This window comes from Rhizobium phaseoli (assembly GCF_003985125.1).
In the GTDB taxonomy this organism is placed as follows: Bacteria; Pseudomonadota; Alphaproteobacteria; order Rhizobiales; family Rhizobiaceae; genus Rhizobium; species Rhizobium phaseoli.
The window spans coordinates 32,844-53,852 of the sequence record NZ_ML133577.1 but is presented as its reverse complement, the minus strand read 5'-3'; the positions used below and the strand labels follow the sequence as shown (position 1 = coordinate 53,852).

At 60.5% G+C, this 21,009-nt stretch carries 17 protein-coding genes and 3 pseudogenes; 9 read left to right on the top strand and 11 right to left on the bottom strand.

All coding sequences use genetic code 11. The features are described 5' to 3' along the window. The first annotated feature begins 224 nt into the window (after positions 1-224). A complete protein-coding gene (locus tag EFD56_RS20655; protein WP_184332850.1) occupies positions 225-1,697 on the top strand; it encodes a right-handed parallel beta-helix repeat-containing protein in 1,473 nt (490 codons plus the stop codon). Between the two features lie 20 nt (positions 1,698-1,717). Here the strand turns inward: EFD56_RS20655 and EFD56_RS20650 are convergent, their stop codons facing one another. The 3 genes from EFD56_RS20650 to EFD56_RS20640 all read right to left on the bottom strand — a co-directional run bounded on the left by EFD56_RS20650 (position 1,718) and on the right by EFD56_RS20640 (position 4,969). Beyond that, complete coding sequence (locus EFD56_RS20650; RefSeq protein ID WP_004677200.1) at positions 1,718-1,999, bottom strand: hypothetical protein; 282 nt, start codon at positions 1,997-1,999, stop codon at positions 1,718-1,720. A 212-nt stretch (positions 2,000-2,211) separates the two neighbouring features. Further along, positions 2,212-2,988: a dioxygenase family protein gene (locus tag EFD56_RS20645; protein ID WP_126906104.1), complete on the bottom strand. Its 777-nt coding sequence runs from the start codon at positions 2,986-2,988 to the stop codon at positions 2,212-2,214. Between the two features lie 79 nt (positions 2,989-3,067). After that, complete coding sequence (locus EFD56_RS20640; protein ID WP_064831202.1) at positions 3,068-4,969, bottom strand: potassium transporter Kup; 1,902 nt, start codon at positions 4,967-4,969, stop codon at positions 3,068-3,070. 214 nt (positions 4,970-5,183) lie between these two features. Here EFD56_RS20640 and EFD56_RS20635 point away from each other — a divergent pair, with 214 nt between their 5' ends. Next, complete coding sequence (locus EFD56_RS20635) at positions 5,184-6,767, top strand: Na+/H+ antiporter (RefSeq protein ID WP_126906103.1); 1,584 nt, start codon at positions 5,184-5,186, stop codon at positions 6,765-6,767. Between the two features lie 357 nt (positions 6,768-7,124). Then, positions 7,125-7,547 carry a TIGR02594 family protein gene (locus EFD56_RS20630; RefSeq protein WP_004677204.1) on the top strand — a complete coding sequence of 141 codons (423 nt, stop codon included), beginning with the start codon at positions 7,125-7,127 and terminating at the stop codon, positions 7,545-7,547. Positions 7,548-7,583: 36 nt separating this feature from the next. Here EFD56_RS20630 and EFD56_RS20625 read toward each other — a convergent pair. Further along, positions 7,584-8,998, bottom strand: a pseudogene (locus EFD56_RS20625) (pyridoxal phosphate-dependent decarboxylase family protein). A 242-nt stretch (positions 8,999-9,240) separates the two neighbouring features. Beyond that, complete coding sequence (locus EFD56_RS20620) at positions 9,241-10,161, bottom strand: phytanoyl-CoA dioxygenase family protein (RefSeq protein ID WP_064818491.1); 921 nt, start codon at positions 10,159-10,161, stop codon at positions 9,241-9,243. Positions 10,162-10,257: 96 nt separating this feature from the next. Here EFD56_RS20620 and EFD56_RS20615 point away from each other — a divergent pair, with 96 nt between their 5' ends. The 3 genes and pseudogenes from EFD56_RS20615 to EFD56_RS20600 all read left to right on the top strand — a co-directional run bounded on the left by EFD56_RS20615 (position 10,258) and on the right by EFD56_RS20600 (position 13,665). Continuing rightward, on the top strand, positions 10,258-11,073 hold the full coding sequence (locus EFD56_RS20615; protein WP_037117112.1) for a helix-turn-helix transcriptional regulator: 816 nt from the start codon (positions 10,258-10,260) through the stop codon (positions 11,071-11,073). Between the two features lie 1,045 nt (positions 11,074-12,118). Beyond that, positions 12,119-12,625 (top strand): GNAT family N-acetyltransferase, encoded by a 507-nt coding sequence (locus EFD56_RS20605; protein WP_064827856.1) that lies wholly within the window; start codon positions 12,119-12,121, stop codon positions 12,623-12,625. A gap of 97 nt (positions 12,626-12,722) precedes the next feature. Then, positions 12,723-13,665 (top strand): annotated as a pseudogene (locus EFD56_RS20600) (ornithine cyclodeaminase family protein). Positions 13,666-13,798: 133 nt separating this feature from the next. On the opposite strand, the gene dapB reads toward EFD56_RS20600, so the two are convergent. From dapB to EFD56_RS20580, 4 genes are all read right to left on the bottom strand, one after another. After that, positions 13,799-14,569, bottom strand: coding sequence for a 4-hydroxy-tetrahydrodipicolinate reductase (gene dapB / locus EFD56_RS20595; protein ID WP_126906102.1), 771 nt, complete (start codon positions 14,567-14,569; stop codon positions 13,799-13,801). A 13-nt stretch (positions 14,570-14,582) separates the two neighbouring features. Continuing rightward, positions 14,583-14,936, bottom strand: a complete 354-nt coding sequence (locus tag EFD56_RS20590) for a hypothetical protein (RefSeq protein WP_126906101.1) — start codon at positions 14,934-14,936, stop codon at positions 14,583-14,585. 61 nt (positions 14,937-14,997) lie between these two features. Then, positions 14,998-15,213, bottom strand: coding sequence for a hypothetical protein (locus EFD56_RS20585; protein WP_004677210.1), 216 nt, complete (start codon positions 15,211-15,213; stop codon positions 14,998-15,000). A 212-nt stretch (positions 15,214-15,425) separates the two neighbouring features. After that, a complete protein-coding gene (locus EFD56_RS20580; protein WP_064818485.1) occupies positions 15,426-16,010 on the bottom strand; it encodes a nucleotidyltransferase family protein in 585 nt (194 codons plus the stop codon). Positions 16,011-16,207: 197 nt separating this feature from the next. Between EFD56_RS20580 and EFD56_RS20575 the strand changes: the two genes are divergently transcribed. Continuing rightward, complete coding sequence (locus EFD56_RS20575; RefSeq protein ID WP_010004586.1) at positions 16,208-16,681, top strand: VOC family protein; 474 nt, start codon at positions 16,208-16,210, stop codon at positions 16,679-16,681. Positions 16,682-16,736: 55 nt separating this feature from the next. On the opposite strand, the pseudogene EFD56_RS20570 reads toward EFD56_RS20575, so the two are convergent. Further along, positions 16,737-17,137 (bottom strand): annotated as a pseudogene (locus tag EFD56_RS20570) (GFA family protein). Positions 17,138-17,356: 219 nt separating this feature from the next. On the opposite strand from EFD56_RS20570, the gene EFD56_RS20565 reads away from it, so the two are divergent. Next, positions 17,357-19,243, top strand: a complete 1,887-nt coding sequence (locus EFD56_RS20565; RefSeq protein WP_126906100.1) for an ABC transporter ATP-binding protein — start codon at positions 17,357-17,359, stop codon at positions 19,241-19,243. Beyond that, on the top strand, positions 19,240-19,836 hold the full coding sequence (locus tag EFD56_RS20560) for a demethoxyubiquinone hydroxylase family protein (RefSeq protein WP_126906099.1): 597 nt from the start codon (positions 19,240-19,242) through the stop codon (positions 19,834-19,836). The genes EFD56_RS20565 and EFD56_RS20560 overlap by 4 nt, the downstream gene beginning before the upstream one ends. A 199-nt stretch (positions 19,837-20,035) precedes the next feature. Here the strand turns inward: EFD56_RS20560 and EFD56_RS20555 are convergent, their stop codons facing one another. Continuing rightward, positions 20,036-20,809 (bottom strand): phosphodiester glycosidase family protein, encoded by a 774-nt coding sequence (locus EFD56_RS20555; protein ID WP_126906098.1) that lies wholly within the window; start codon positions 20,807-20,809, stop codon positions 20,036-20,038. Between the last annotated feature and the right edge of the window lie 200 nt (positions 20,810-21,009).

Here is a 21,009-nt window from a genome sequence, read left to right as displayed (position 1 = left end):
TCGTTCACCTTCCGGTCGTTGTTTTCTAGATTATTTTCTTAAAAGTTGTATTGTTGAGCATGCAGCCACCGCCAGGCGCTTCTCGGGAGCGGGGCAGGCCCCATGCCTGCCGCCGCCGTAACGGCAATCGACGTCATCCTGGATGGCCTCCGCCCCCGACCGCATCCGATCCACGCGCTTCAGCCGTCTCAGACGGCTGAGCGACAATGCGAGAACAAGGCGAAATGACAATCTATTATGTGAATTCAGCGACGGGTTCGAACACGAACGCCGGAACGAGTGAGGACGCGCCCTTTGCAACCTTTTGGGCGGTTGAAAACCTGAAGCTGCAGCCTGGCGACAGCGTGCTTCTCGCCGCCGGAAGCGTGTTCAACGACCAGCTCGACCTGAAATATTCTGGCACGGTTGACGCCCCGATCACCATCGGCAGTTACGGCATCGGCGACGCCCCTATCATTCACAGCCCTGGCGACGGGATTCACAGCCTCTATGCTTCCAACATCGTTATCGAGAACATCAAGATTTCAGACACGGGTGGCGCGGCCATCTATGGCGGCTATGTTTCAAACTGGACAGTCAACAATGTCGAGGTTGACCACACCGGCTTGGCGGGAAAGGCCGGTTCCATCACGTTTCGGACCGGCTCGAACATCACGATCGAAAACAGCACGATCAACGACGTCAATGGCGATGGCCTCTGGCTCGAGAAGATCAACGGCATCACTCTGCTCAACAATACCGTCACCAACGCCCATGGAACTGCGGCAGATGCCGTTCAGATCAACGACAGCAGCAACATCGTCATCAGTGGCAATTATCTCGATCAAACGGGTGCGGTGACGCCGAAGGGTGTGCTGACGCTGGTCCGGCCGGTGGATGCGGTGATCGAGGGAAACACGATTATCGGCGGCGGCTTCGGGATCAGCGCGCAGGCCGGCACCAATATCGCTATCCATGACAACGATATTTCCGGCTATGGCGGCTACAGCTGGTCTTATGCCATCGGCCTGGGCGACCAGGGCGATACGCGCAACTACGATATTTCCGGCAACTATATCCATGACGGCGCGTGGGGCGTGTCAGTCAGCGCAGCCGGCACGACAACCTACGTTCGTGAGGACATCGATATTTACGGCAACCTTTTCGACGACCTGACGCAGGCGGCGCTGAAGGTCGACCGGCCGGCATCCGGATCCTTCCACGACAATTTCATTGCGAGCGATGTCACGCCTTACAGCATCTCCCCCTCGATCATTGCCGCAGGCACGTTTCCCGTCAGCGACAACACGAGTATCGAAGGAAGTGCCGCCACGCTGGCAAGCGCCGACAGTCTGGTCGCCACGGATGCCAGCATCAACCTCGTGTCGGACACCGGGCTCACATCCCATGACGGCATGAAACTTGGTGCCGACAAGACCGCAGCGGACAAGGCCGGCGCTCATCACGACGATCCTGTCGGCGAAAACGGCGTGTCGGATGGAACCTTGCTGCTTCGTCACTTCGGCAAGGCTGCCTTCGAAAAACACGGACCGAACCTTGGCGACGATGATCACAGCTTCACGATCGAAGCTGCGGATCTCGCCGGCCCGGAAAACGGCAGCGGAATTTTCCATCATGAGATCGCACCTCAGCCGTTGCATCATTCACAAGCGGACGGGACGATCGTCTCCATCCTTCAAGACGACCTGCTGCACTGAGGGTCGCCGCGGCAGGGCACTCAGCGGTCGCCGAGCAGGATCCGTTGGACGTCGGCTTCGATTTCCGCACAAATGATCTCATATTCGGCGATGATCGCAGGATCGGCCGATCTATCCTTGCGCATGCGGTCGAGGACGGAGCAGGCTTCGCCATAGGCGCCGCACAACTCGTAGAGAAGGGACTGGCTTGCTGCGGCGGCTCTGATCGTCGCCCGCGTGGCCGGCAATTTCATCATCAGCCGGGCCAGCCCCTGTTCGGCGGCATGCCTTGCGATCGGGGCGATGCCTTCCTTTCTGATCATGCCATCATCCCTCGCTGCCTGAAACTAAAGCGTGTCGTTCAGATTCGCTTGTCACGCTTTAGGTCATTGTTTTTACGCATGTTTTTATCGCCAAACCGCCGCACCCTTTCGCGAGACATGCTTTGGTGAGGTTCTGCGGTCGAGAGGTAGTACGCAGAAATCCTGCGTCTGGTTTCATGGCTGATGGAAGAAAGGTTCTCGCTCCTACAGGCTCAGGAGGAAAGACCGATCGTAATCGTGGCGGAAAGCACGCCGCTGTCGAGCCTTTCGAAATCGAATATGTGATCGACGGCGTCCTGCGGGATCAGGCCGTCCTCATCGTTGCGCGTATCGCGGGGAGGGCGCTGGAAATAGTCGGGATGGCCGCCATAGACGATATCGCTCAGCGCATCGTCGAAATAAATCTGGCTGACGAGAAGTTCCCTGCCTTCGACAAGAATGCGGCAGTGAACATGCGGCGTGCGGCCCTTGTACCATCCGGGATAGATCGTCAGAAAGCTTGCCTGCCCGGCCGCATTCGTCAGCTGGCGGCCGCGAAAGGCAAGCCCGCTTATCGCCTCGGCATCGTTGAGCGTACACATGTTTGCAGCTTCTCGGCCCGAGTAGATACCGCGGTGATCGGTATGCCAGATTTCGATATCGGCGTTTTCGACCGGTCGGCAATCGGCTGCATGGACAATGCGGACGGCCAGCCGCAAGGGCAACCCAGCCTTCCCTTCGCTGACGTCCTGACGAGCAGGGATGTCGTCGACATGGCAGGGGCCAAGGGTCTGGGCGACGGTCGCGACGCAATTCGGGCGCGTCCGGAAGCGCGGCGCGGGCAGCTTTTCCAAAGCAACAGACCGTGTGCCACCGCTGAGGAAATCAGTGCCCTTCCAGTCGAATGTCCTGGCGGCCATGACGATTTGCCGCCGCGGCCAGATTGCCACCGCAGCGACGGATGATGCGACAATCGCCGCACCGCCAAACACAATGGTCCGCCTTTTCATATATTCTCCTCGGCTTCAAGGCTTAGCGTGTAAGGAGGATGGGCCGAGGCTTCCAGTTAATTCCAGGCAATGTCAGGCTTCAAATGGCAATCTGTTCGCCAAGTTCGACGACGCGATTTGAAGGCAAGTTGAAATAATCGGACGGGTCGATTGCCAAGCCCTCCAGCGCCATGAAGATCCGTTCCTGCCAGCCGGGTAGCCCGGTGTTGGGGGTCCTGACGAGGTTGCGGCGACCGAGATAGAAGGAAGTCTTCATGATCTCGAACTTGAACCCTCCCTCCCGGCAGAGTGCCAAGGCCCTGGTGACATCGGGGTCGTCCATGAAGCCGAAGGTGATGTCCAGGCGCACGAAACGCGGCGAGAGCTGACTGATTTTGATGCGTCTGTTGTCAGGGACGTAGGGTTCATCCTCGGTCCAGACGGTCAGGATCACGTTCTGTTGGTGGAGCACATGGTTGTGCTTGAGATTGTGCAGCAGAACGTTCGGCGTCCGGTCGGGGACGCTGGTCAGAAAGACTGCCGTTCCCGGCACGGTGACCGGTGCATGGTCGGACTTTCGCTCGATCGAACGGATGAAGGAATCGAGTGGGATCTCATTGTTGGCGCGCAGTCTCTTCAGGTAGGCCTGCCCGCGGGTCCAGGTCCACATCAAAATCATGATCGCCAAGGCGAGGGCAACCGGAACCCAGCCGCCGTCGTAGATCTTCATCAGGTTGGCCGCCAGGAACATGACTTCGATGGCGAAGAGCGGCAGCAGCAGGGCGGCGGCGAGCACGAGGGAGTAGCCCCAGACGACACGGAGGAATTGAAAGACCAGCATGGTTGAGATGACCATGGTCCCGGTCACAGAGATGCCGTAAGCGGTCGCGAGCGACTCGGAGTCGCCAAAGGAAAGGATCAGCATCAGGACGCCGACCAACAGCAGAAGATTGACGCTCGGCACGTAGATCTGGCCGGTGTTAGTTTCCGAGGTGAATTTGATGCGCAGTCTTGGCAGGAAGCCGAGATGGACCGCCGAGCGGGCGAGCGAAAACGCGCCTGTTATGACAGCCTGGCTGGCAATGATCGTTGCCATCGTCGCCAGAATGACCACCGGCAGCAAGATCCAGTCGGGATACATCAGAAAGAACGGGTTGGTCGCCGTTTCGGGATGGGCGAGAACCAGCGCGCCCTGGCCGAGATAGTTCAGGAGCAATGCCGGAAAGACGAGCACGAACCAGGCCGTCTGGATTGGCCGCCGCCCGAAATGTCCAAGATCGGCATAAAGCGCTTCGCAGCCCGTCACCGTCAGAAAGACGGCGCCGAGCACGATCAGGCCGACGGTACCGGCATGGGCGAGGAATGAGAGCGCGTTGATCGGATTGAGCGCGGCCAGGATCCTCCAATCGTCGCCGATATGGATGAGGCCGCCGGCTGCCATGGCCAGAAACCACAAAACTGTTATCGGCCCGAAAAAGATTGAGACGGCGGCCGTGCCCCTCGACTGAACGGCAAAGAGAACGATCATGATCGCAGCTGAGGCAAGCGGGACGTAGTCGGCAAAAGTCGGCGTAACCAGCTTTAAGCCCTCGAGCGCCGACATCACCGACAGGGCAGGCGTGATCATCGCATCGCCGATGAAAAGGGCCGCCCCGATCAGGCCGGCGAAGAACAGTACCGGCACGTTTCGCCCCATCTTCTTCATCAGCAGAGCGAGAAGCGAGAGGGTTCCGCCTTCGCCGTCATTGTCGGCCCTGAGAAGGAACAGCACATATTTGAAGGTCACGATGACGGTGAGCGTCCAGACCATCAGCGAAATCAGACCGATCACCTCCGGCTCGTGTATGCCATCGGCGGCAAAGGGCCTCAGCGCCTCGCGGAAGGCATAGAGCGGGCTGGTGCCGATATCGCCGTAGACGACGCCTATCGCGCCGACGACCAATCCGACAAAGCCGCTCCGGCTGCCGGCGTCACCGGTCTTGTCTGCATGTGTTGAAGTCATAGTCCCCCGCTCATGCCGCTTGCTTACATACAGAAACATATGCCGCATTGGAGAACGGCAAGTAAATTGACGCTGATGCAAACTTTTCGTGACGGCCAGGCGCCAGACGCGGGCCCACATGATGGCCTGGAACACGGCCCGAATGAAACGATTTCGATACGGGATATTTTGTTGTAGGCATTCGAAATCAGTTTCCGAGCCGGGGGCGAGGCAGATGGAACCAACCCAATTGTTCGAGCTTGTCATCGCGATGTTCCTTGCGATCATCGCGCTGCACTACGCCGCCCACAGGCTCGGACTGCCGCCCTCCGTCGCGCTGCTGGCAGGTGGCTCTTTGCTCGCCTTCGTGCCGGGGCTGCCGGCGATCATCGTCGATCCCGGGCTGGTGCTCGTCATTTTCCTGCCGCCGCTGTTGATGGATGGCGCCTGGGCCATCGCGCTGGCGCGCCTGCGGCGCCATATGATCGGCATCGCTTCGCTCGCCGTCGGTGCGGTGTTGTTCACGTGCGCCGTCGTGGCGGTGACGACCCATCTCCTCTTTCCATCACTTCCCTGGGCTGCCTGCGCAGCGCTCGGCGCCATCGTTTCGCCCCCGGATGCGGTGTCAGCACGCGCCGTGCTGGAGCGTGTCAGGCTGCCGAGGCGAATTCAGATCCTGCTCGAAGGCGAGAGCTTGCTCAATGATGCGAGCGGCCTGGTTCTCTTCCGTTTCGCCGTTGCCGCCGCCGCGACCGGAACATTCGGCGCGATGGAGGCGGTCGGCAATTTCTTGGTGCTGGCGCTCGGCGGCGCCGTTGTCGGCTTGGCGGTGGGCGCGACATGGGTCAAGCTTGTCCGGCGTCTCGGCGACGAATATCTCATCATCGCCGCCACGGTGCTGCTTGCCTGGATATCCTATCTGCTCGGCGAACTGCTGCATGTTTCCGGCGTCATCGCCACCGTGACAACAGGACTGATCGCCTCCTGGCACCAACATACCGTCTTTTCAGCGGCCATGCGCATGCGCGGCACATCGTTCTGGACCGTGATGATCTTCCTGATGGAAGCCGCGGTCTTCACATTGATCGGGCTGTCGCTTCGCGACGTAGTCGAGCGCGGCGGCGGCTTCGCCACTGTGATTGCGACCATGGGGCTGCCGATGCTGGCGATCCTCGTGACGCTGGTGATCGCGCGTTTTGCCTGGGTCTTTGGCTCTGATCTCCTCATCAGGCTCTGTGCCGCCTTCGGCTCGAAACACGCACATCCGATTGGCGCCGGCGGCGCTGCCGTGCTGGGCTGGGCGGGTGTGCGTGGCGTGGTGACGCTCGCCCTGGCCCTCAGCCTGCCCGAGACATTCCCGGGCCGCGACTTCATCCTCGTCACATCGTTCGCCGTCATCCTCGGAACGGTGCTTGTCCAGGGCACGACACTGGGGCAAGTGATCGCCTGGGCGGGGTTGGTGGAGCCGCAGTCCGAAAGCGCGCGACTGACAATGAGCCAGGCTGAAGCCGCCATGGCGCAGGCGCAGCTTGGGACCGTCCAAAACCTCGCCTATGACGCAGATGGCAAGCTTATTCATCCTCAATTGCTGGAGCGATACCAGCGCAGAGCGACAGCTATCGTCGACTATGCCGCGCGGACGGAACACTACGTGCCGATGCTCCATGCGCATTTCGACGTCGTTCTCGAGGCGGTCGCTACCGGCCGCCGGGAACTCATTCGTCTTCATCGCGCCGGCGAGATCGATGACGAGACATTGCACGAACTGGAGCGCGATCTCGATCTTGAGGAGCTGAGTGCGATCTCCTCCAAGGCCTGATCTCGCAAGTCCCACGACGTATTGCCGTCTCTGCCGAAAGTATTATCCGTGTCGTTGGAACTATAAGTCCTGCGGGCGATGACGGTGTTATGCGACGTCGTCCAATGTGGCTTGTCGACGATGGCCCTTCCTGCGGTAGGATTCTGGTTTCGTCTGCGATAGGCCGAACCTTCCGAGATGACCGTTTTCGAGACAGTATTGCATTTTGAATGCCGCGGGATTGTCTGCGCAATTTAGAAAAATTCGCCGCCAGATTGTTTCTAATTGCCGCCATGATTCAAATATACGTTCCCGGCCGCGATTTTTTCTTCGCCACATTTCGGATGTTCCAAATTGTCCAAACAATGGTGAGAAACAATGAAAATTATTCTCGTCATGGCCCTCACGCTTTTCGCCATCCCCTGTGAGGCCGATATGTTGGGTACGGCTTCCAAATACGACCGCATGCACGAACGCTCCATCTCTTTCCTCGACATCAATCCCCGCAGAACGTCGTGGTGCGGCGCCTTTCTTGCCTTCATCGCCAAACGATCCTCGCGGGAGCCGCCGGCAAATCCAAATATGGCGGTGTCCTGGAGAAACTTCGGTAAGCCCGTCTTCTTCCGCTTCGCCAGGCGGGGAGATGTGGTGGTGATCCGAAGCGGCAGGCGATTCCATGTCAGTTTGTTCGATCACTTCGACCAGCGGCGTCAGTACGTCTATCTGTTCGGCGGCAATCAATCCAACCGGGTTCAGCTGTCGCGCTATCGGGCAAGCTCCGTCATTGCCGTGCGACGATGATGGCGAGGATGGCTGCCCTCCACATGCCAAACCAGTTTAGCGCCGCAAAGCGTCATTGCTGACGCTCCTGAACGCAGCGATGATGCTTTCTACAGCCAGTTCCGCCTGGTCCGATGTCGTCTGGAAATTGGTGACGGAGAGGCGCAGGACGTCGCGGCCGCGCCATTTGGCGCCACCGGCGAAGAGGATGCCGTCCGACTGGATCTTTTCGATCGCCTTTCGTGTTAGCGCGTTGCTTTCGTCGTCCGGGCAATCGACTCCGAAACGGACGACGAGCTGGTTCAGCGCCACCTCGTTCAGGATGGCGATGCCGGGTTCGCGTGCGAGCCGTCGGCCATCAGGCGGGCCGAGGCGCAGCATTGGTCGATGAGGGTTTCGATGCCGTTGCGGCCGAAATGTTTCAGCATCGCCCAGGTGGCGAAACCGCGCGCCCGTCGCGAAAGCTCCGGCACGTAATGGGAGGGATCACGCTCGCCTTCGCCGGCGAGCGGCAGGTAGCTTGCGGCGATCGTCATGGCGCGGCGGTGGGCGAGTTCATCGCGGACGATCGCATAGCCACAGTCATAGGGCGTCTGCAGCCATTTGTGGCCGTCGGTTGCCCAGCTGTCGGCCCCGTCGATGCCCCGGCTGAGATGGCGCACCTTCGCCGATGCCTGTGCCCACAGCCCGAAGGCGCCGTCGACATGCACCCAGGCGCCTTTCGCCTTCAGCGGCGGGATGAGCCTGTCAAAATCGTCGAAAGCGCCGGTATTGATCTGACCGGCCTGAAGAACGGCGATCAAGGGACCGGTGATCGCGTCAAGCGCTCCGGGAAGCGCCGCCGGGTCGATCCGGCCCATCGCGTCGGTGGGCAGGCGCAGCACACGGTCATGCCCGAGACCCAGGAACTGAAGCGCGGAGAAGACGGTCGTATGGGCGTCGTCGCCGATCAGCACGGTGATCTCAGGCGCGCCGAACAGGCCGTCGGCATCGGCATTCCAGCCAACCTTTCGCAGCAGCTCGCCGCGGGCGGCGGCAAGGCAGGTGAAATTTGCGACCGTGGCGCCGGTCACGAAGCCGACCGAGCTTTCGGCCGGCAGTTTCAGGAGATCGAGAAGCCATCGCGCCGCTATGGTTTCAACGGCAGCGGCAGCCGGAGCGGCGACGTGGTTTCCGGCATTCTGGCCCCAGGCGCTGGTGAGGAAATCGGCTGCAACGCCGACGGGATGCGAGCCGCCGATGACCCAGCCGAAAAAGCGTGGACCGGTGGTTGCATGCAGTCCGGGTTCGGCGCCAACGGCGAGCTGCCGGATGACTTCGAGCATATCGGAGCCCGCCCCTGGTAGCGGCTCGTCGAAGACGGCAAGGGAGGTGGCGTAATTGCCGCTTGGCATATGGCGGGCAAAGGCCGTTTCCCGAAACCCGGCCGCAAGCCGGGCGGCCTCCTGAAACAGAGTTGCAATTGCCGACATCGGATCCCCCGCGCCAACGGCTGCCGGCCCTGACAGGACCTCCTCACAGCAGGCTGTGACGCAGGCAGTCTAGTCGATATTGCCGACGCTGTCTTGCCGCTCCTCTGAACAGGCGGTCACGACGACACGCGGGCATGGCTTCGTCAGGCATTCAGCCGGAAATCCGGATACGGGTGGCGGCCTAGTCTTCGGGGCGATCGGATAGGCGCAGGGTCTTTTCGTTTCCCGCACGGCCATCGTCGCTACAGCATATCCCCGAGGCTCCAATGATTGTTCCAGCGGGCGTCGATTTCGTCATCGACGTTCTGGAAGCGGATGTCGGTGGAGAGGCGCAGACGTCCGGCGCGGTCCTGGTTGGTCGTGGCGGCGTGGATCATGTAGGGCGAGTGCAGGACCACGTCACCGGCTTCGTAATCGGCGGCTAGCCAGCGGGCGTTGAAGCGTTCGGCCATGTCGGGGAGATCCTTCGAGACCCAGCCGCCTTCGGCCATATGGCTGTTATAGGCGCTGATCCGCTCCTCCGGCGAGAGATCGCCGCTGCGGCGCCGGAATTCGGCTTCCATCCCCCGCCCGATGGCATGCGAGCCTTCGAGATAGATAAGGCCGCCCATTTCGGCCGGGACATCGCCGATCGGAATCCAGGCAGTCACCAGCCGGCTGGTGCCGCCGCGGAGATAGACGAGATCGTAATGGGCAGGGGTCGCCGTTGCCGTGCCCGGCTTGGTATAGCGCATCAGCTTGCGCTTATGGAGATAGGAAATGCCCTGGAGAAAGGCGTCCATGAAGCGCACGAGCGGCGGCTGAGCGCAGAAGCCTTCATAAGCCGCCGACCGGACGATCGACATCAGGCGCCGGTCGGCCAGGCTCCAGTCGACGCCTTCGGCGGCGGCGATGCCGAGAGCAAAATCATGGCCCGGCTCCAGCAGGCCGGTTTTGGCAAGGCGTGAAAAGACCCAGCGGCGAAAATCGATCACTTCGGAGCGCGGCAAAAGGCCCTTCAGCCAGACATAGCCGTCCTCCTCATAGCGGTGGCGGATGGCGTCGATACCGATGGCCGGGTCCGTCGGCTGAAGCGGACCAAGCCTTTCCGCCGGGATCGTCCGGCCATGGGCGGCAAGGGAAAGGTCGGCTTTTGGCGCCTCGACATTTGCAGCAATTGACATTTCGTCCGTCCATCGCTTGGTCTATTGTCGCTTAAAATGACCGATAACAAGGCCGGAAGACATGGAGGAAAGTCAAAGCTGGACTTTTCGCTCAGCGTGAGAGCGGCTGAGGCCATCTATCGATCGCCGCTGGACGCAGCTGGCGGGCTTGCTGTCATCGGGAGCGGCAGACAACATGCGCGCCACGTCGTGAAGAGGAGGAAGCTCCCGAGTTTTGCGGTCGTGCTGGTGGAGCGCGGGCGGGGCTTTCTCGAAACCGCCGGCGTGCGCCGGCATATCGAGGGACCGGCGCTCTTCTGGCTCTTTCCCAATCGCCTCCATTCCTATGGGCCGGATGAGGGCGGCTGGGACGAGCGATGGGCGCTGTTCGGCGGCTCGTTCACGCGGGATTTCATACGCCTGCGCCTGATCGCTGAGCGGCACCCTGTCGTGGCTCTGCGCCATGTCGAGGAGGTGGCGCGGCTCTTCGCATCTCTGCACGCTGACCTCATCAACGACACCCCTCTAGGCCAGGCCTCAGCGGCATCGGCGCTGCATCACATCGTAATCTCAGCCGCAAGGGAGGTGAGCGCTGCGGCAAGCGAGCGCCAGGTTGATGCCGGCGACATCGTCGAGATCTTGCGGGGGCGGGCGCTACAGCCGCTCGACCTTGCTGCTTTCGCTGTCGAGCACGGAATGTCGCCGGCCACACTGCGGCGCAGATTCGTGAGTGAAACAGGTTTGCCGCCTAAGGCATTTCAGCTCCGTGTCCGCATGGATCAAGCCAAGCAATTGCTGGCCACCAGCGATGAAAAGATTGAATCCATCGCCGCCAGGATCGGCATCGACGATCCGTTTTATTTCTCGCGCCTCTTTCGCGAGCGTGAAAGCTGCAGCCCAAGCCAATTTCGAGCGCGGTACCGGAGAATGTGAGGTGCGCGGCCAATAGTCGTTATATGAGGATCCTTCATCTTAGCCGCGATACGCACGATGAAATCGATCATTGCGAGAAGTAATTTTTAATATTGTTAGCGTTTTCCTGCCGGAACTTCTAATCACTCCGGGTAACTTTAAAATTCATTGCCTTTTTGTAAGTATCGATCAAGATGTGAAAATATCATTCGCAGTTCTGCAATGTCGTTCTGCCAACAGCGAGGGATATACGCTGAAATATTTTGTTCTCTACGCGCTCGTGTGCTCGACGGTTGGGGTAGTCCTTCTCGTCGTTATCCATCAGATCACACCGTTCGATACGGACGGGCCGAGCCATTCTATCGCCGACCGAATGATTGATGACACTGCGACCGGGACGGTAGGCAGTGCGCCAATCCGGCCAGATGACCTCGTCGTAAGGTCAACTCCTGCGCCTGCGCCCTATGAACCACCCGTCCGGAAATCTGATCAATGGGACCTTCGGCCAACGAATTCGCCGGCGGGGGACCCATTCGATTCAGCGGTCGCACGAAAGGGCGGTCGGGTGGGAACGCCGATGCAGTGACCGGTGGAGCGCCGCGGGCGCGACACCTGATGAGCCTATAAGCATCAGCCGAAAATAGAGCTGATACGCGCGTTGTCACTGTTTCGGCGTCCTTTGCGCAACTTCCAAGACGCTGTTCCACACTGCGCAGGAACACGACCCCCCTTGGCCATATTTATGGCAACCTAGACGACGATTGCCAGGCAAAATGCAGCATCCACACAACGCCGTCAGGCCCTCGGCAGGACCGATGAAAATCACGGCGACGCCACCAGGCAGAATCGCGGCCATCGCCGGCACAAGACTGGTAACGCTCCTCATGCTTGTGCACAGCCTACAGAATAACAGTTGGTAATTTCAGGCTGCCCCTACCGTTCGGCGCCAGCGACTTGTGGGCATTACACGGCTGCGATGTCGCGTCGCGATTGTCGGCACCGGCCTCGGTTGCATTGTTCCGAACTGTCAGTATTGACAGTATCGCGTTGATTGCAGGAGGTTTCGATGGATGCGAGCTGCGTGACGATCAGGCTTATCCAGGCAGACGAGGTGGAGTCTTTCCAGCGTGTCCGACTGGAAGCGTTGCGCGCCGAACCGTCGCATTTTGCCAGCCGCTACGAAGACTGGGAGGTTCTTTCCATCGAGGAGTGGCGCAATCGGCTGAGCGACCCGGTTTTTGTCGCTTTTCAGAATGGCGAACCGGTCGGCATTATGGGCCTGCTTCGGCAACGGTCGAGCAAGATGATCCATCGCGCCACCATTATCATGGTCTATGTCCGCGCGGAGCTGCGCGGAACGGGTCTTGCCGCGAAGCTGCTGGAGACGATCTCGGATCACGCGCGTGATATCGGCGTCCGGCAGTTGGAACTGTTCGTCAGCGCGGAGAACCCGCCGGCAATCCGGTTCTATCAGCGTGAGGGTTTCTCCGAAATCGGCAGGATTCCCGGCGGGGTGCTGGAGGAGGGCAGGGAGATCGACGACGTGATGATGGCGCGCCGTATCGTCGATTAGACATTAGGCGGATTTTCTTCGCGTAGCGGTTTATCTCACCTCTTGACCTCAACCGCGGTTGGGGTCGCAGGATGCGGCCAGGAGCGGGAGGTGTGCCATGGCGAAAATTCTGCGAGACGAGGATCTGGTCGGCAGCGCGTTGATGCCCATCGCCATTGATGCGCTGGAGGCCGCCTTTCTCGCGAGAGCCGGCAATCGTTTGATCTCTCCGCCTCGGCATCATGTGTCGTTCCCCGATCGAGGCAACCTCGTTTTCACTGTTGGTGGCCTTATCGATGAGACGCCGATCGCCGGTTTTCGCGTCTACGACACATTCAATGGGGCGGAGCATACGCAGATCGTCGCGGTTTGGTCGGCCGATAGCGCCAGGCTCGAGGGTGTCATTCTCGGCGAACGCCTCGGCACCCTCAGGACCAGCGCCATCGGAGGGCTCGCCGTCCGCCATCTCAGCGCGCCCGATGCCAGGAATGTCGGGATCATCGGCAGTGGGGCGCAGGCGCGAACCCAGCTTGCCGCGGCGGCCGCCGTTCGCAACCTAGACCGCGCCCGCGTCTATAGCCGCGACGACACAAATCGCAAAGTCTTCGCAAGGGAGATGCAGCACGCCCTGGGCCTTGATGTGGAGCCGGTCGACAGCGCCTCGAAAGCCGTTGATGACGCCGACATCGTCATCTGCGCGACCACGAGCCAAACGCCTGTCATCCATTCCGGGGATTTGAAGCCCGGCGTGCATGTCACCACCGTCGGCCCGAAAACGCTTCAAGGATACGAACTCGGGTTGGATGTCGCCGATGCCGCAGATCGCGACGGATTCTTCCGAACAGGCACGGGCCTATGCTTCGCCGTTTTTCCTCACCGGCTCCGGCAACGATGATCGCATCGCCGATCTTGCCGACATCATTGCCGGGAAAGCGGCCGGACGGCGATCGTCCGAGGAGATAACGCTGTTCTGCTCGGTGGGCCTGGCTGGAACGGAGGTCGTCGTCGCCTCGGCGATACTCCGATCACCCGCCCTCGACCTTCGAGGCCCTTCAGGATGATCCTTCGAGGCTCCTTCGGGCACTTCAGGATCCTTCGAGGTCTCAGGATGATCCTTCGAGGTCCTCAGGATGATCCTTCGAGGTCCTCAGGATGAGGGCTGATCGCGGTGCGCGCAGCGTCTGTTCGCCTGTCTCACGTCAGGCCCAAGACGTCCCGCATATTGTATTCGCCGGGCGCGCGCCCGACGATCCAGCGGGCAGCGGCAAGCGCGCCGCGGGCGAACATGCCGCGATCGAGAGCCGAATGCGAAAGCGTGAGAACTTCCTCGGCGGCGGCAAACAGCACCTTGTGTTCTCCGACGAGCCCGCCGGCGCGCAGCACGGCGAAGCCGATCTCGCCGGGCGGCCGCACGCCGGTGATGCCGTCGCGCCCGCGCCGCTCGACCGATGCGAGGGAAACGCCGCGTCCTTCGGCGGCTGCTTCACCGAGCATCAGCGCCGTGCCGGACGGCGCATCGATCTTCTGGTTGTGATGCGCTTCCAGGATTTCGATATCCCAACCATGGGCAGGAAGAGCGCGCGCGGCCTGGGTGACGAGGCCGACCAGCATATTGACGCCGATCGAAAAATTACCGGAGCGCAGGATCGGAATGCTGCGCGTGGCCTTAGCGATCCGTTCGAGCTCCTCCGGCTCGAAACCTGTGGCGCCGATCACCAGAGCCGGTCCGCCCGCCGCGGCGCATAAGCCGGCAAGTTCGGCGGCGGCAGCTCCCGTCGTGAAATCCAGTATCACGTCGGCGGCTGCCATCGCGGCCGAACGAGCGATCAACCCGGCGCCGTCGGCGGCCTCGCGGCCGATGCCGCCGACGAAGGCAAAATCCGGATCGGCCGCCAGCAGCGACAAGATGGCTCGACCCATGCGACCGTTCGCGCCGGCGACGGCTACTTTGATTGGTGTGGTCACGTTCGTTCCTAACTCAGGAGAGTGAGCGCGCGGCGGAGGGGTTTTGTCGCGCTGGACGCAAATAAAGCAGAGCGATGGTGTAGACAACGAGTACGATCGGTATTTCCCCTAAGACCGGAATCAGAATGATGCCGTCGCCCGGCCCGGCCTCTTCTCCCGGCGCCATCGTCGGCGTTGCCAAAAGGGCGAGCGTGATTGGCGAGAAAAACACCCATAGAAATGCCGATGCATGCGGTGCCCATCTATGTCGCCTGAGCATTCGCGTGATGACAATCGCGGAAGCAGGGATTAGGACATTCGAAACAAAGACAATCGAAAGCGCCAGGAATTCCGGCAGGATTGTCGGGTAATGTGGATCGTATTCCATCAGGTGTCTCAGAGACTGGTATTTATCGGATGCGCGTTAGCCCCCTGGGCTGCCCCGGCATCTACCAGTTGCCGGGGTCGGCGGTGTGATCGATGCTGGCAAACTCGTCAGCTTTGTCCCGGTCCAGCTTGACCTCGGTCGTCACTTTCGTCTCGTCGGTGACCGAGTAGCCGTCAGGAACCGGCCCTTTTGATAATTCCTGGTACAGAAGCAGAGCGGCCTCCTCGGCGGTATCGGCCTCGATCTCGCGGGTAATTGATACGGTATACTTGTGCATGGCTTCGGCCTCTTGATGGTCGCGCAGGCATGGCAGTCTGACACGAGTTTCGCGTTGAGGACACAAAAACCGCGCCGCGGAATTGGATTCATGCGACTGCTTCGGCCCCATTTCGAAGCCGGTGCGAAGTTCCGCAGCGTTATCGGTCTCAGGCCTGTTCTAGCCTGCGTCGCCCGAACGAGAATCGCCGTCACCCGCAGGTCATCCCAAACTCACCTTGGCTCGTCGATTGCAGCCTCCGGCTCGACGCGCAGCCATGGCCAGCGCTGCCGATATTGTTCGCACTTCCGACCGAACAATTCCGGCTGCACGTTCAGAGGATTCATCCTGAGCCTGCCATGCCACATGTCGTCGAGGTTATCGGGCGCGTAAAGACCGCCATCCGAAACTCTCACCCCTAGCCGGGTACAGGAAATGAGATAATGATCGATGCCGTCTTCGGTGCGTTTGAAGGCCGGGAAGTCCTTGCCGAACTTTGCGCCATACCAAAGATGGACACGAGCCTGGTTCTTTATATCGACCTTGTCCGCGAGGTTTCCGAGTAGAGCGCCGGCACAGCGGATCACTTCGTTCTCGGCTTCCCACGAGAGGTCACGGTCGTCGAAATAAAAAACGTCGTAGTCCTTGATGCCGTGCTCTGGATCCTTTCCAGCCTTCAAGTTCCAGATCGTCTGAAAGAGGCAACCAGCCGTCAGCATGCACTGCGGCAGGCCAAGAGCCGGCAATTTTTCCAGGAGCAGGAGGTTCACCGGATTGAGCCGAATGCCGGCCAGGAATCGTTCGGGAGTGATTGCCACGCGAGTCCTCCAAATCTTGTGAGGGATAAGCGATTCTTGTCGCCTGCCTATCGGCGGCATCCGGCGATTCGACACCCAGCAACCATTTGGCAGATCGATCATCATCGGTTGCAAGAAATACGTCGCATGGGCTGGAGAAAGACGGTTCGGCTCTTATTTCCCGGTGGACCAGAGAACGAAACGCGAAAGGCCCCGTGATGGCAAAGAATACGATTTGCGTATGGTACGACAAAGAGGCTGAGGCTGCCGCCCGCTTTTATGCCGCGACTTTTCCGGATAGCGCCGTCGGTGCGGTCACTCGTGCGCCGGGAGATTATCCCGAGGGTAAGCAGGGAGACGTGTTGGTTGTTGAATTCACCGTTGCGGGTATTCCTTGCATTGGCCTGAACGGCGGTCCTACTTTCAAACACAACGAGGCTTTCTCATTTCAGATCTCAACCGAGGATCAGCAAGAGACCGACCGCTACTGGAACGCCATAGTCGGCAATGGCGGCCAGGAAAGCGAGTGCGGCTGGTGTAAGGATAGATGGGGCGTGTCCTGGCAGATCACGCCGCGGGTATTGAGCGAGGCGCTTGCCGCAGGTGGTGATCAGGCAAAGCGCGCCTTTGATGCAATGATGACCATGCGGAAGATCGACGTTGCCGCAATCGAGGCCGCCCGGCGCGGCTGAGCCGGCCCGGGCGGACGATCTGTGCCCACCTGCTGCGGCAGGTATACGGCTGTTTTCAGAACCAGAGATCGCGCACGCAGCGCCCTTGGGAAGGAAGGTCTTCGAACGTCTCAAGCCCATCGAAATGATCGATGGGCAAGTCGGCCACGCGATCCGGTGGCGCAAGCCGAATGTTGACGGCCATGCGGCGACGGCCGTCCTTTTGAAGCCGCAGGCCGCGCCAGCTCAAGACGCAGGCGCAGGAGGGCAGAACAGAATTTCGAGAGATGGATTCTCTCTGTCGGCGCGGGTGTAGGAAGCGGTCTGCCCGGTGAGAGCGATACGCTCGCCCTCATAGTCATAGGCCCACAGAACGCCATAGCGTCGGCAAAGGGTGCAGTTGCACGCGGTAATCGAGCCGGGATCGCCCTCGAGCGTCCAACTCGCCTTGCTGCAATGACATGAGCCCGTCAGCATGCGCGTGTTCAATCCCTGCGCCTCTTCACGCGCCGCATCCTGCCTCAATCGGATAGCGACCGCAATCGGACATGCGACGTTGCTTCCCGGGCCTGAGCCATCGCGATGACGCCATTCGATCATTTGGAAATTTCTAATTGAGGTTGAGGCTGGAAGATGATCCGATGCGACCTGACGTAGTTGAGTCCACGTCTCTTTCCCATTTGATCGGGTGGCCAAATGTCGATCTCAGATGCGATCTATCGTCCTTTCGAAACCTGGATCCGGCCGCTCGACATTGCCTATCGGCCGCTGCCGTCCAAGGGGCCCGTGGCCGTCCTTCTGCACTTCATTTCGATGTTTCGCGGCGTGCTGATCGCACTTGCGCTTTGCTCCATGGTATTCGAGGTGATCAACCTGACGATCGTCTGGGGGCTGTCGGTCATCGTCGATGGCGTGACGCAACAGGGTGCTGCCGCCTTCCTGGAGAGGGAATGGCGGCTGCTTGCTGTCCTCGGCTTTCTGATCTTTCCCGTGATGCCGATCGTTTCGTTCACACTCAACACGCTGAGCTCGCATACATTGGGCATCGCCATGCCGGCTGCCATTCAGTGGCAGGGCCACAAGGCGGTGGAGCGGCAGGATCTTGCTTTCTTCCATGATCTTTATGCTGGCCAGGTTTCCTCGCGGCTGCAGCAGGTCTCTTCCGCCGTCCAGCAGCAGATCCTTGCCGGCTTCCAGACCATTCCGCGTTTCCTGATGCAACTGGTCGGCTCGGTTATCCTGCTGAGCGCTCTCGCCTGGCAGCTTGCCCTGCCAGTCGTCGTCTGGATCGCGCTCAACGTTGCATTCACCGCCAGGATCGTGCCTGTTTTCGTCGAACGCTCGCGCCGCACCGCCAAGCAGCGCAGCGTGGTGGCCGGCGCCATCACCGATCTCTATACCAACATGCAGATGATCAAGCAGTTTGCGGCCGAGGACAGTGAGGCAGGCGCAATCCGCCGCATCATTCAGAAAGCCGTGCAAACGCAGCACAGCGAGCAGCGTATCTATCGCTCGTCGGAAGTGACCGTCGTTGTTCTCAACACGCTGCTGTGGCTGGCCATGCTGTCGATCGGATTTTCCGGCCTTGTTAAAGGCTTCCTCACGGTCGGCGAGTTCGTCGGCGCGGTCTACATCCTCCACCGCCTGTCGTCGCAGATCTTCGTCTTCCTGCAGATGGGCCAACAGATCTTCCAGGCGATCGGTACGATCAAGGACGCGATGCCCGTCATGACGACGCCGCCGACGATCCGTGACCGGCCGGATGCGGGCGAACTCGCCGTGCACCAGGGCGAGATCCGGTTTGAGAATGTCCGCTTCGCCTATAAGTCGGGCAAACCAGTCATCGACGCGCTGTCGCTGACGGTGCAGCCGGGCGAGAAGGTGGGGCTCGTCGGTCTCTCCGGGGCCGGTAAGACCACGCTCACAAACCTGCTCCTGCGTTTCTACGACATCAAGGAGGGCGCGATCCTGATCGATGGACAGGATATCCGCGCGGTCACCCAGTCAAGCCTTCGCCGCGCCATCGGCGTGATCGCCCAGGATGTCGCGCTGCTGCACCGCTCGGTCGGCGACAATATCCGCTACGGCCGGCCGGGGGCAACGCAGGAAGAGATCGAAAGGGTGTCGAAGATGGCGAGTGCCGATGCCTTCATCGCCGATCTTGCCGACAGCGAGGGCCGCAAGGGCTATGACGCCTTCGTCGGCGACCGCGGCATTAAACTGTCCGGCGGCCAGCGGCAGCGTGTCGCCATCGCCCGCGTGCTGCTGAAGGACGCGCCGATCCTGGTGCTTGACGAAGCGACCTCCGCCCTCGACAGCGAATCCGAAGCGGCGATTCAGGAAAGGCTCAACCTCGTGATGGAGGGCAAGACGGTGATCGCCATCGCTCACCGCCTCTCGACCATCGCCAGGATGGACCGCATCGTCGTGCTCGATCACGGGCGGATCGTGGAAGAGGGCAGGCCGGACGAACTGGTCGAACGGGATGGCCTGTTTGCCCGCCTGTGGAAACGCCAGACCGGCGGTTTCATTCCTGAAGACATCGACGATCCATTGCCGGGCTCGGGGGCGGCTGTGTTATGAGTCATACGCCAATCCGGTCGGGCATGCGCGACCTCGATGTCACCATCCGCCGCATTCTCAAAGTCAATCATGCCGGCGAATTCGGCGCCGTCAGGATCTACGGCGCCCAGCTTCTGGTGGCCCGGCGACTGTTTCCCGACATGGTGCCAGCGCTGGAAGAAATGCGCGAAGACGAGATTGACCATTGCCGCCTGTTCCGCGAGGCAATGCCCGCAAGAGGCGCCAAGCCTTGCCGAGTGATGGCGTTCTGGAGCCTCGGCGGTTACCTGCTCGGCTTGATGACATCGCTTGGCGGGCGAAACATGATCTGGATTTGTACCGAGGCCGTCGAAAGTACGGTCCATCGCCATCTCGAAGACCAACTGGCCTTCCTCGCCAAGCGCAATCCCGAACTCCATGCCCTCATCGCGGCGATACAGGAACAGGAACTGGCGCATCTGAGGAAAGCCGAGAACAGCCAGAAGAGGCGAGGCCTGAGCCACGCCTTGCTCCTGCCTCTCATCGGCGCCCTGACCGACCTGATGATCTGGCTCTCCACCTGGGGTGACTCGAGCTGGATGCGCGCCGAAATGGCGCGTGCGGGAAAGGATTAGAGCCGGATTGGGAATCTTAGGGGAAGGTATGGCGTTCTCGACATCCGGCCTGGAGCATGATGCCGAAAACTGTGAGCGGTTTTCGGACGATATCATGCTCTAACTCTTTAATTTAGAACAGTATTAAGATTTTAGGCCGACCGGGTCTAAAATCATCCTGTTCCAGCGCAGAGGTTAGCTGACAAGGTTTCCCCGTGCGCTATTCCACCAGCCCGAAGATCGGGCCAAAGCCGCCGTGCCACGACCAGTCGTTGCGTCCCATCGCCGGATTGTAAAGTCCAACGCCGCGACCGCCATCGAGAAACAAGGCGTCGGGACATTGCAGACGATCGCGGAAGAGCCGCGCGAAATCGTGGAAATTCACACCGTCATCGCTGATCGCGAAGCGAACGGTCCCGTTCTCGCAGACACCGACACCGCTTCGGCGGGTCCGGTCCGTCGAACCGCTGATGAAGATCGGATTGAGCCTGTTGGCGATGACGAGCATCGGGCCGGACTGGGTGGCAACGCGTGTCTTGGGGGCGAGTTTGAGGAACGCATCGGTCGGAAGGATGCCGGCGCCGGCTTCGCCCAGAAAGAACACGCCGTTCGGCTTCTTGTAGAAATTCGGCACCTGACCCGCGGCGCCTTCGGCAGTCGCCATATTGGCGGGTTTCAGTTCCCTGCCGTTCTCGACATACAGTCCCATCGGCGAAAAGTCGGCCCGGTACATGCCTGCATTGACGGCGAAAATCAGTTTTCGTCCTTCGGCGCGAACGGCGTCGGCAAGGCTTGAAAAAGCGCGGTATGGCTCGCCGTCGGCGCCCTTCCAGAACAGACGCAGGTCGACTTTACCCACTTCTAATGTGCAGACGACGTATTTCGCCTCATCGAAAGTCTCCTGTGCGCATTGCTCGGCACGGGCTTGATGCAGGGGCAACAAGGCTGCCAGCATCAATGCCAGAGCGAGCAGGCCATGTTTCAGGTAGGTCATTTGGGTCACTCATCCGATTTGCCGCCGCCGAGCTGGAATCCGGTTTCCGCTCCGGCGGCACCGCGGGGAGTAGGAACTCCGTACATACCGCGATGATCGCTTTTCTGCGGCTGGCAGCCAATGATGTCTGCTGGCCTCTATCCGGTGGGTGCCGGGTGCTCCGAAATTCTGTCATCCGTGAGCGGCGAAGAACGTCTGAA

Bases quoted from the DNA above. Each gene is read 5' to 3' on its own strand.
- EFD56_RS20655 (WP_184332850.1), top strand. From the start codon at position 225: ATGACAATCTATTATGTGAATTCAGCGACGGGTTCGAACACGAACGCC.
- EFD56_RS20650 (WP_004677200.1), bottom strand. From the start codon at position 1,999: ATGATCAGAAAGGAAGGCATCGCCCCGATCGCAAGGCATGCCGCCGAA.
- EFD56_RS20645 (WP_126906104.1), bottom strand. From the start codon at position 2,988: ATGAAAAGGCGGACCATTGTGTTTGGCGGTGCGGCGATTGTCGCATCA.
- EFD56_RS20640 (WP_064831202.1), bottom strand. From the start codon at position 4,969: ATGACTTCAACACATGCAGACAAGACCGGTGACGCCGGCAGCCGGAGC.
- EFD56_RS20635 (WP_126906103.1), top strand. From the start codon at position 5,184: ATGGAACCAACCCAATTGTTCGAGCTTGTCATCGCGATGTTCCTTGCG.
- EFD56_RS20630 (WP_004677204.1), top strand. From the start codon at position 7,125: ATGAAAATTATTCTCGTCATGGCCCTCACGCTTTTCGCCATCCCCTGT.
- EFD56_RS20620 (WP_064818491.1), bottom strand. From the start codon at position 10,161: ATGTCAATTGCTGCAAATGTCGAGGCGCCAAAAGCCGACCTTTCCCTT.
- EFD56_RS20605 (WP_064827856.1), top strand. From the start codon at position 12,119: ATGGATGCGAGCTGCGTGACGATCAGGCTTATCCAGGCAGACGAGGTG.
- EFD56_RS20590 (WP_126906101.1), bottom strand. From the start codon at position 14,936: ATGGAATACGATCCACATTACCCGACAATCCTGCCGGAATTCCTGGCG.
- EFD56_RS20585 (WP_004677210.1), bottom strand. From the start codon at position 15,213: ATGCACAAGTATACCGTATCAATTACCCGCGAGATCGAGGCCGATACC.
- EFD56_RS20575 (WP_010004586.1), top strand. From the start codon at position 16,208: ATGGCAAAGAATACGATTTGCGTATGGTACGACAAAGAGGCTGAGGCT.
- EFD56_RS20565 (WP_126906100.1), top strand. From the start codon at position 17,357: ATGTCGATCTCAGATGCGATCTATCGTCCTTTCGAAACCTGGATCCGG.
- EFD56_RS20560 (WP_126906099.1), top strand. From the start codon at position 19,240: ATGAGTCATACGCCAATCCGGTCGGGCATGCGCGACCTCGATGTCACC.
- EFD56_RS20555 (WP_126906098.1), bottom strand. From the start codon at position 20,809: ATGACCTACCTGAAACATGGCCTGCTCGCTCTGGCATTGATGCTGGCA.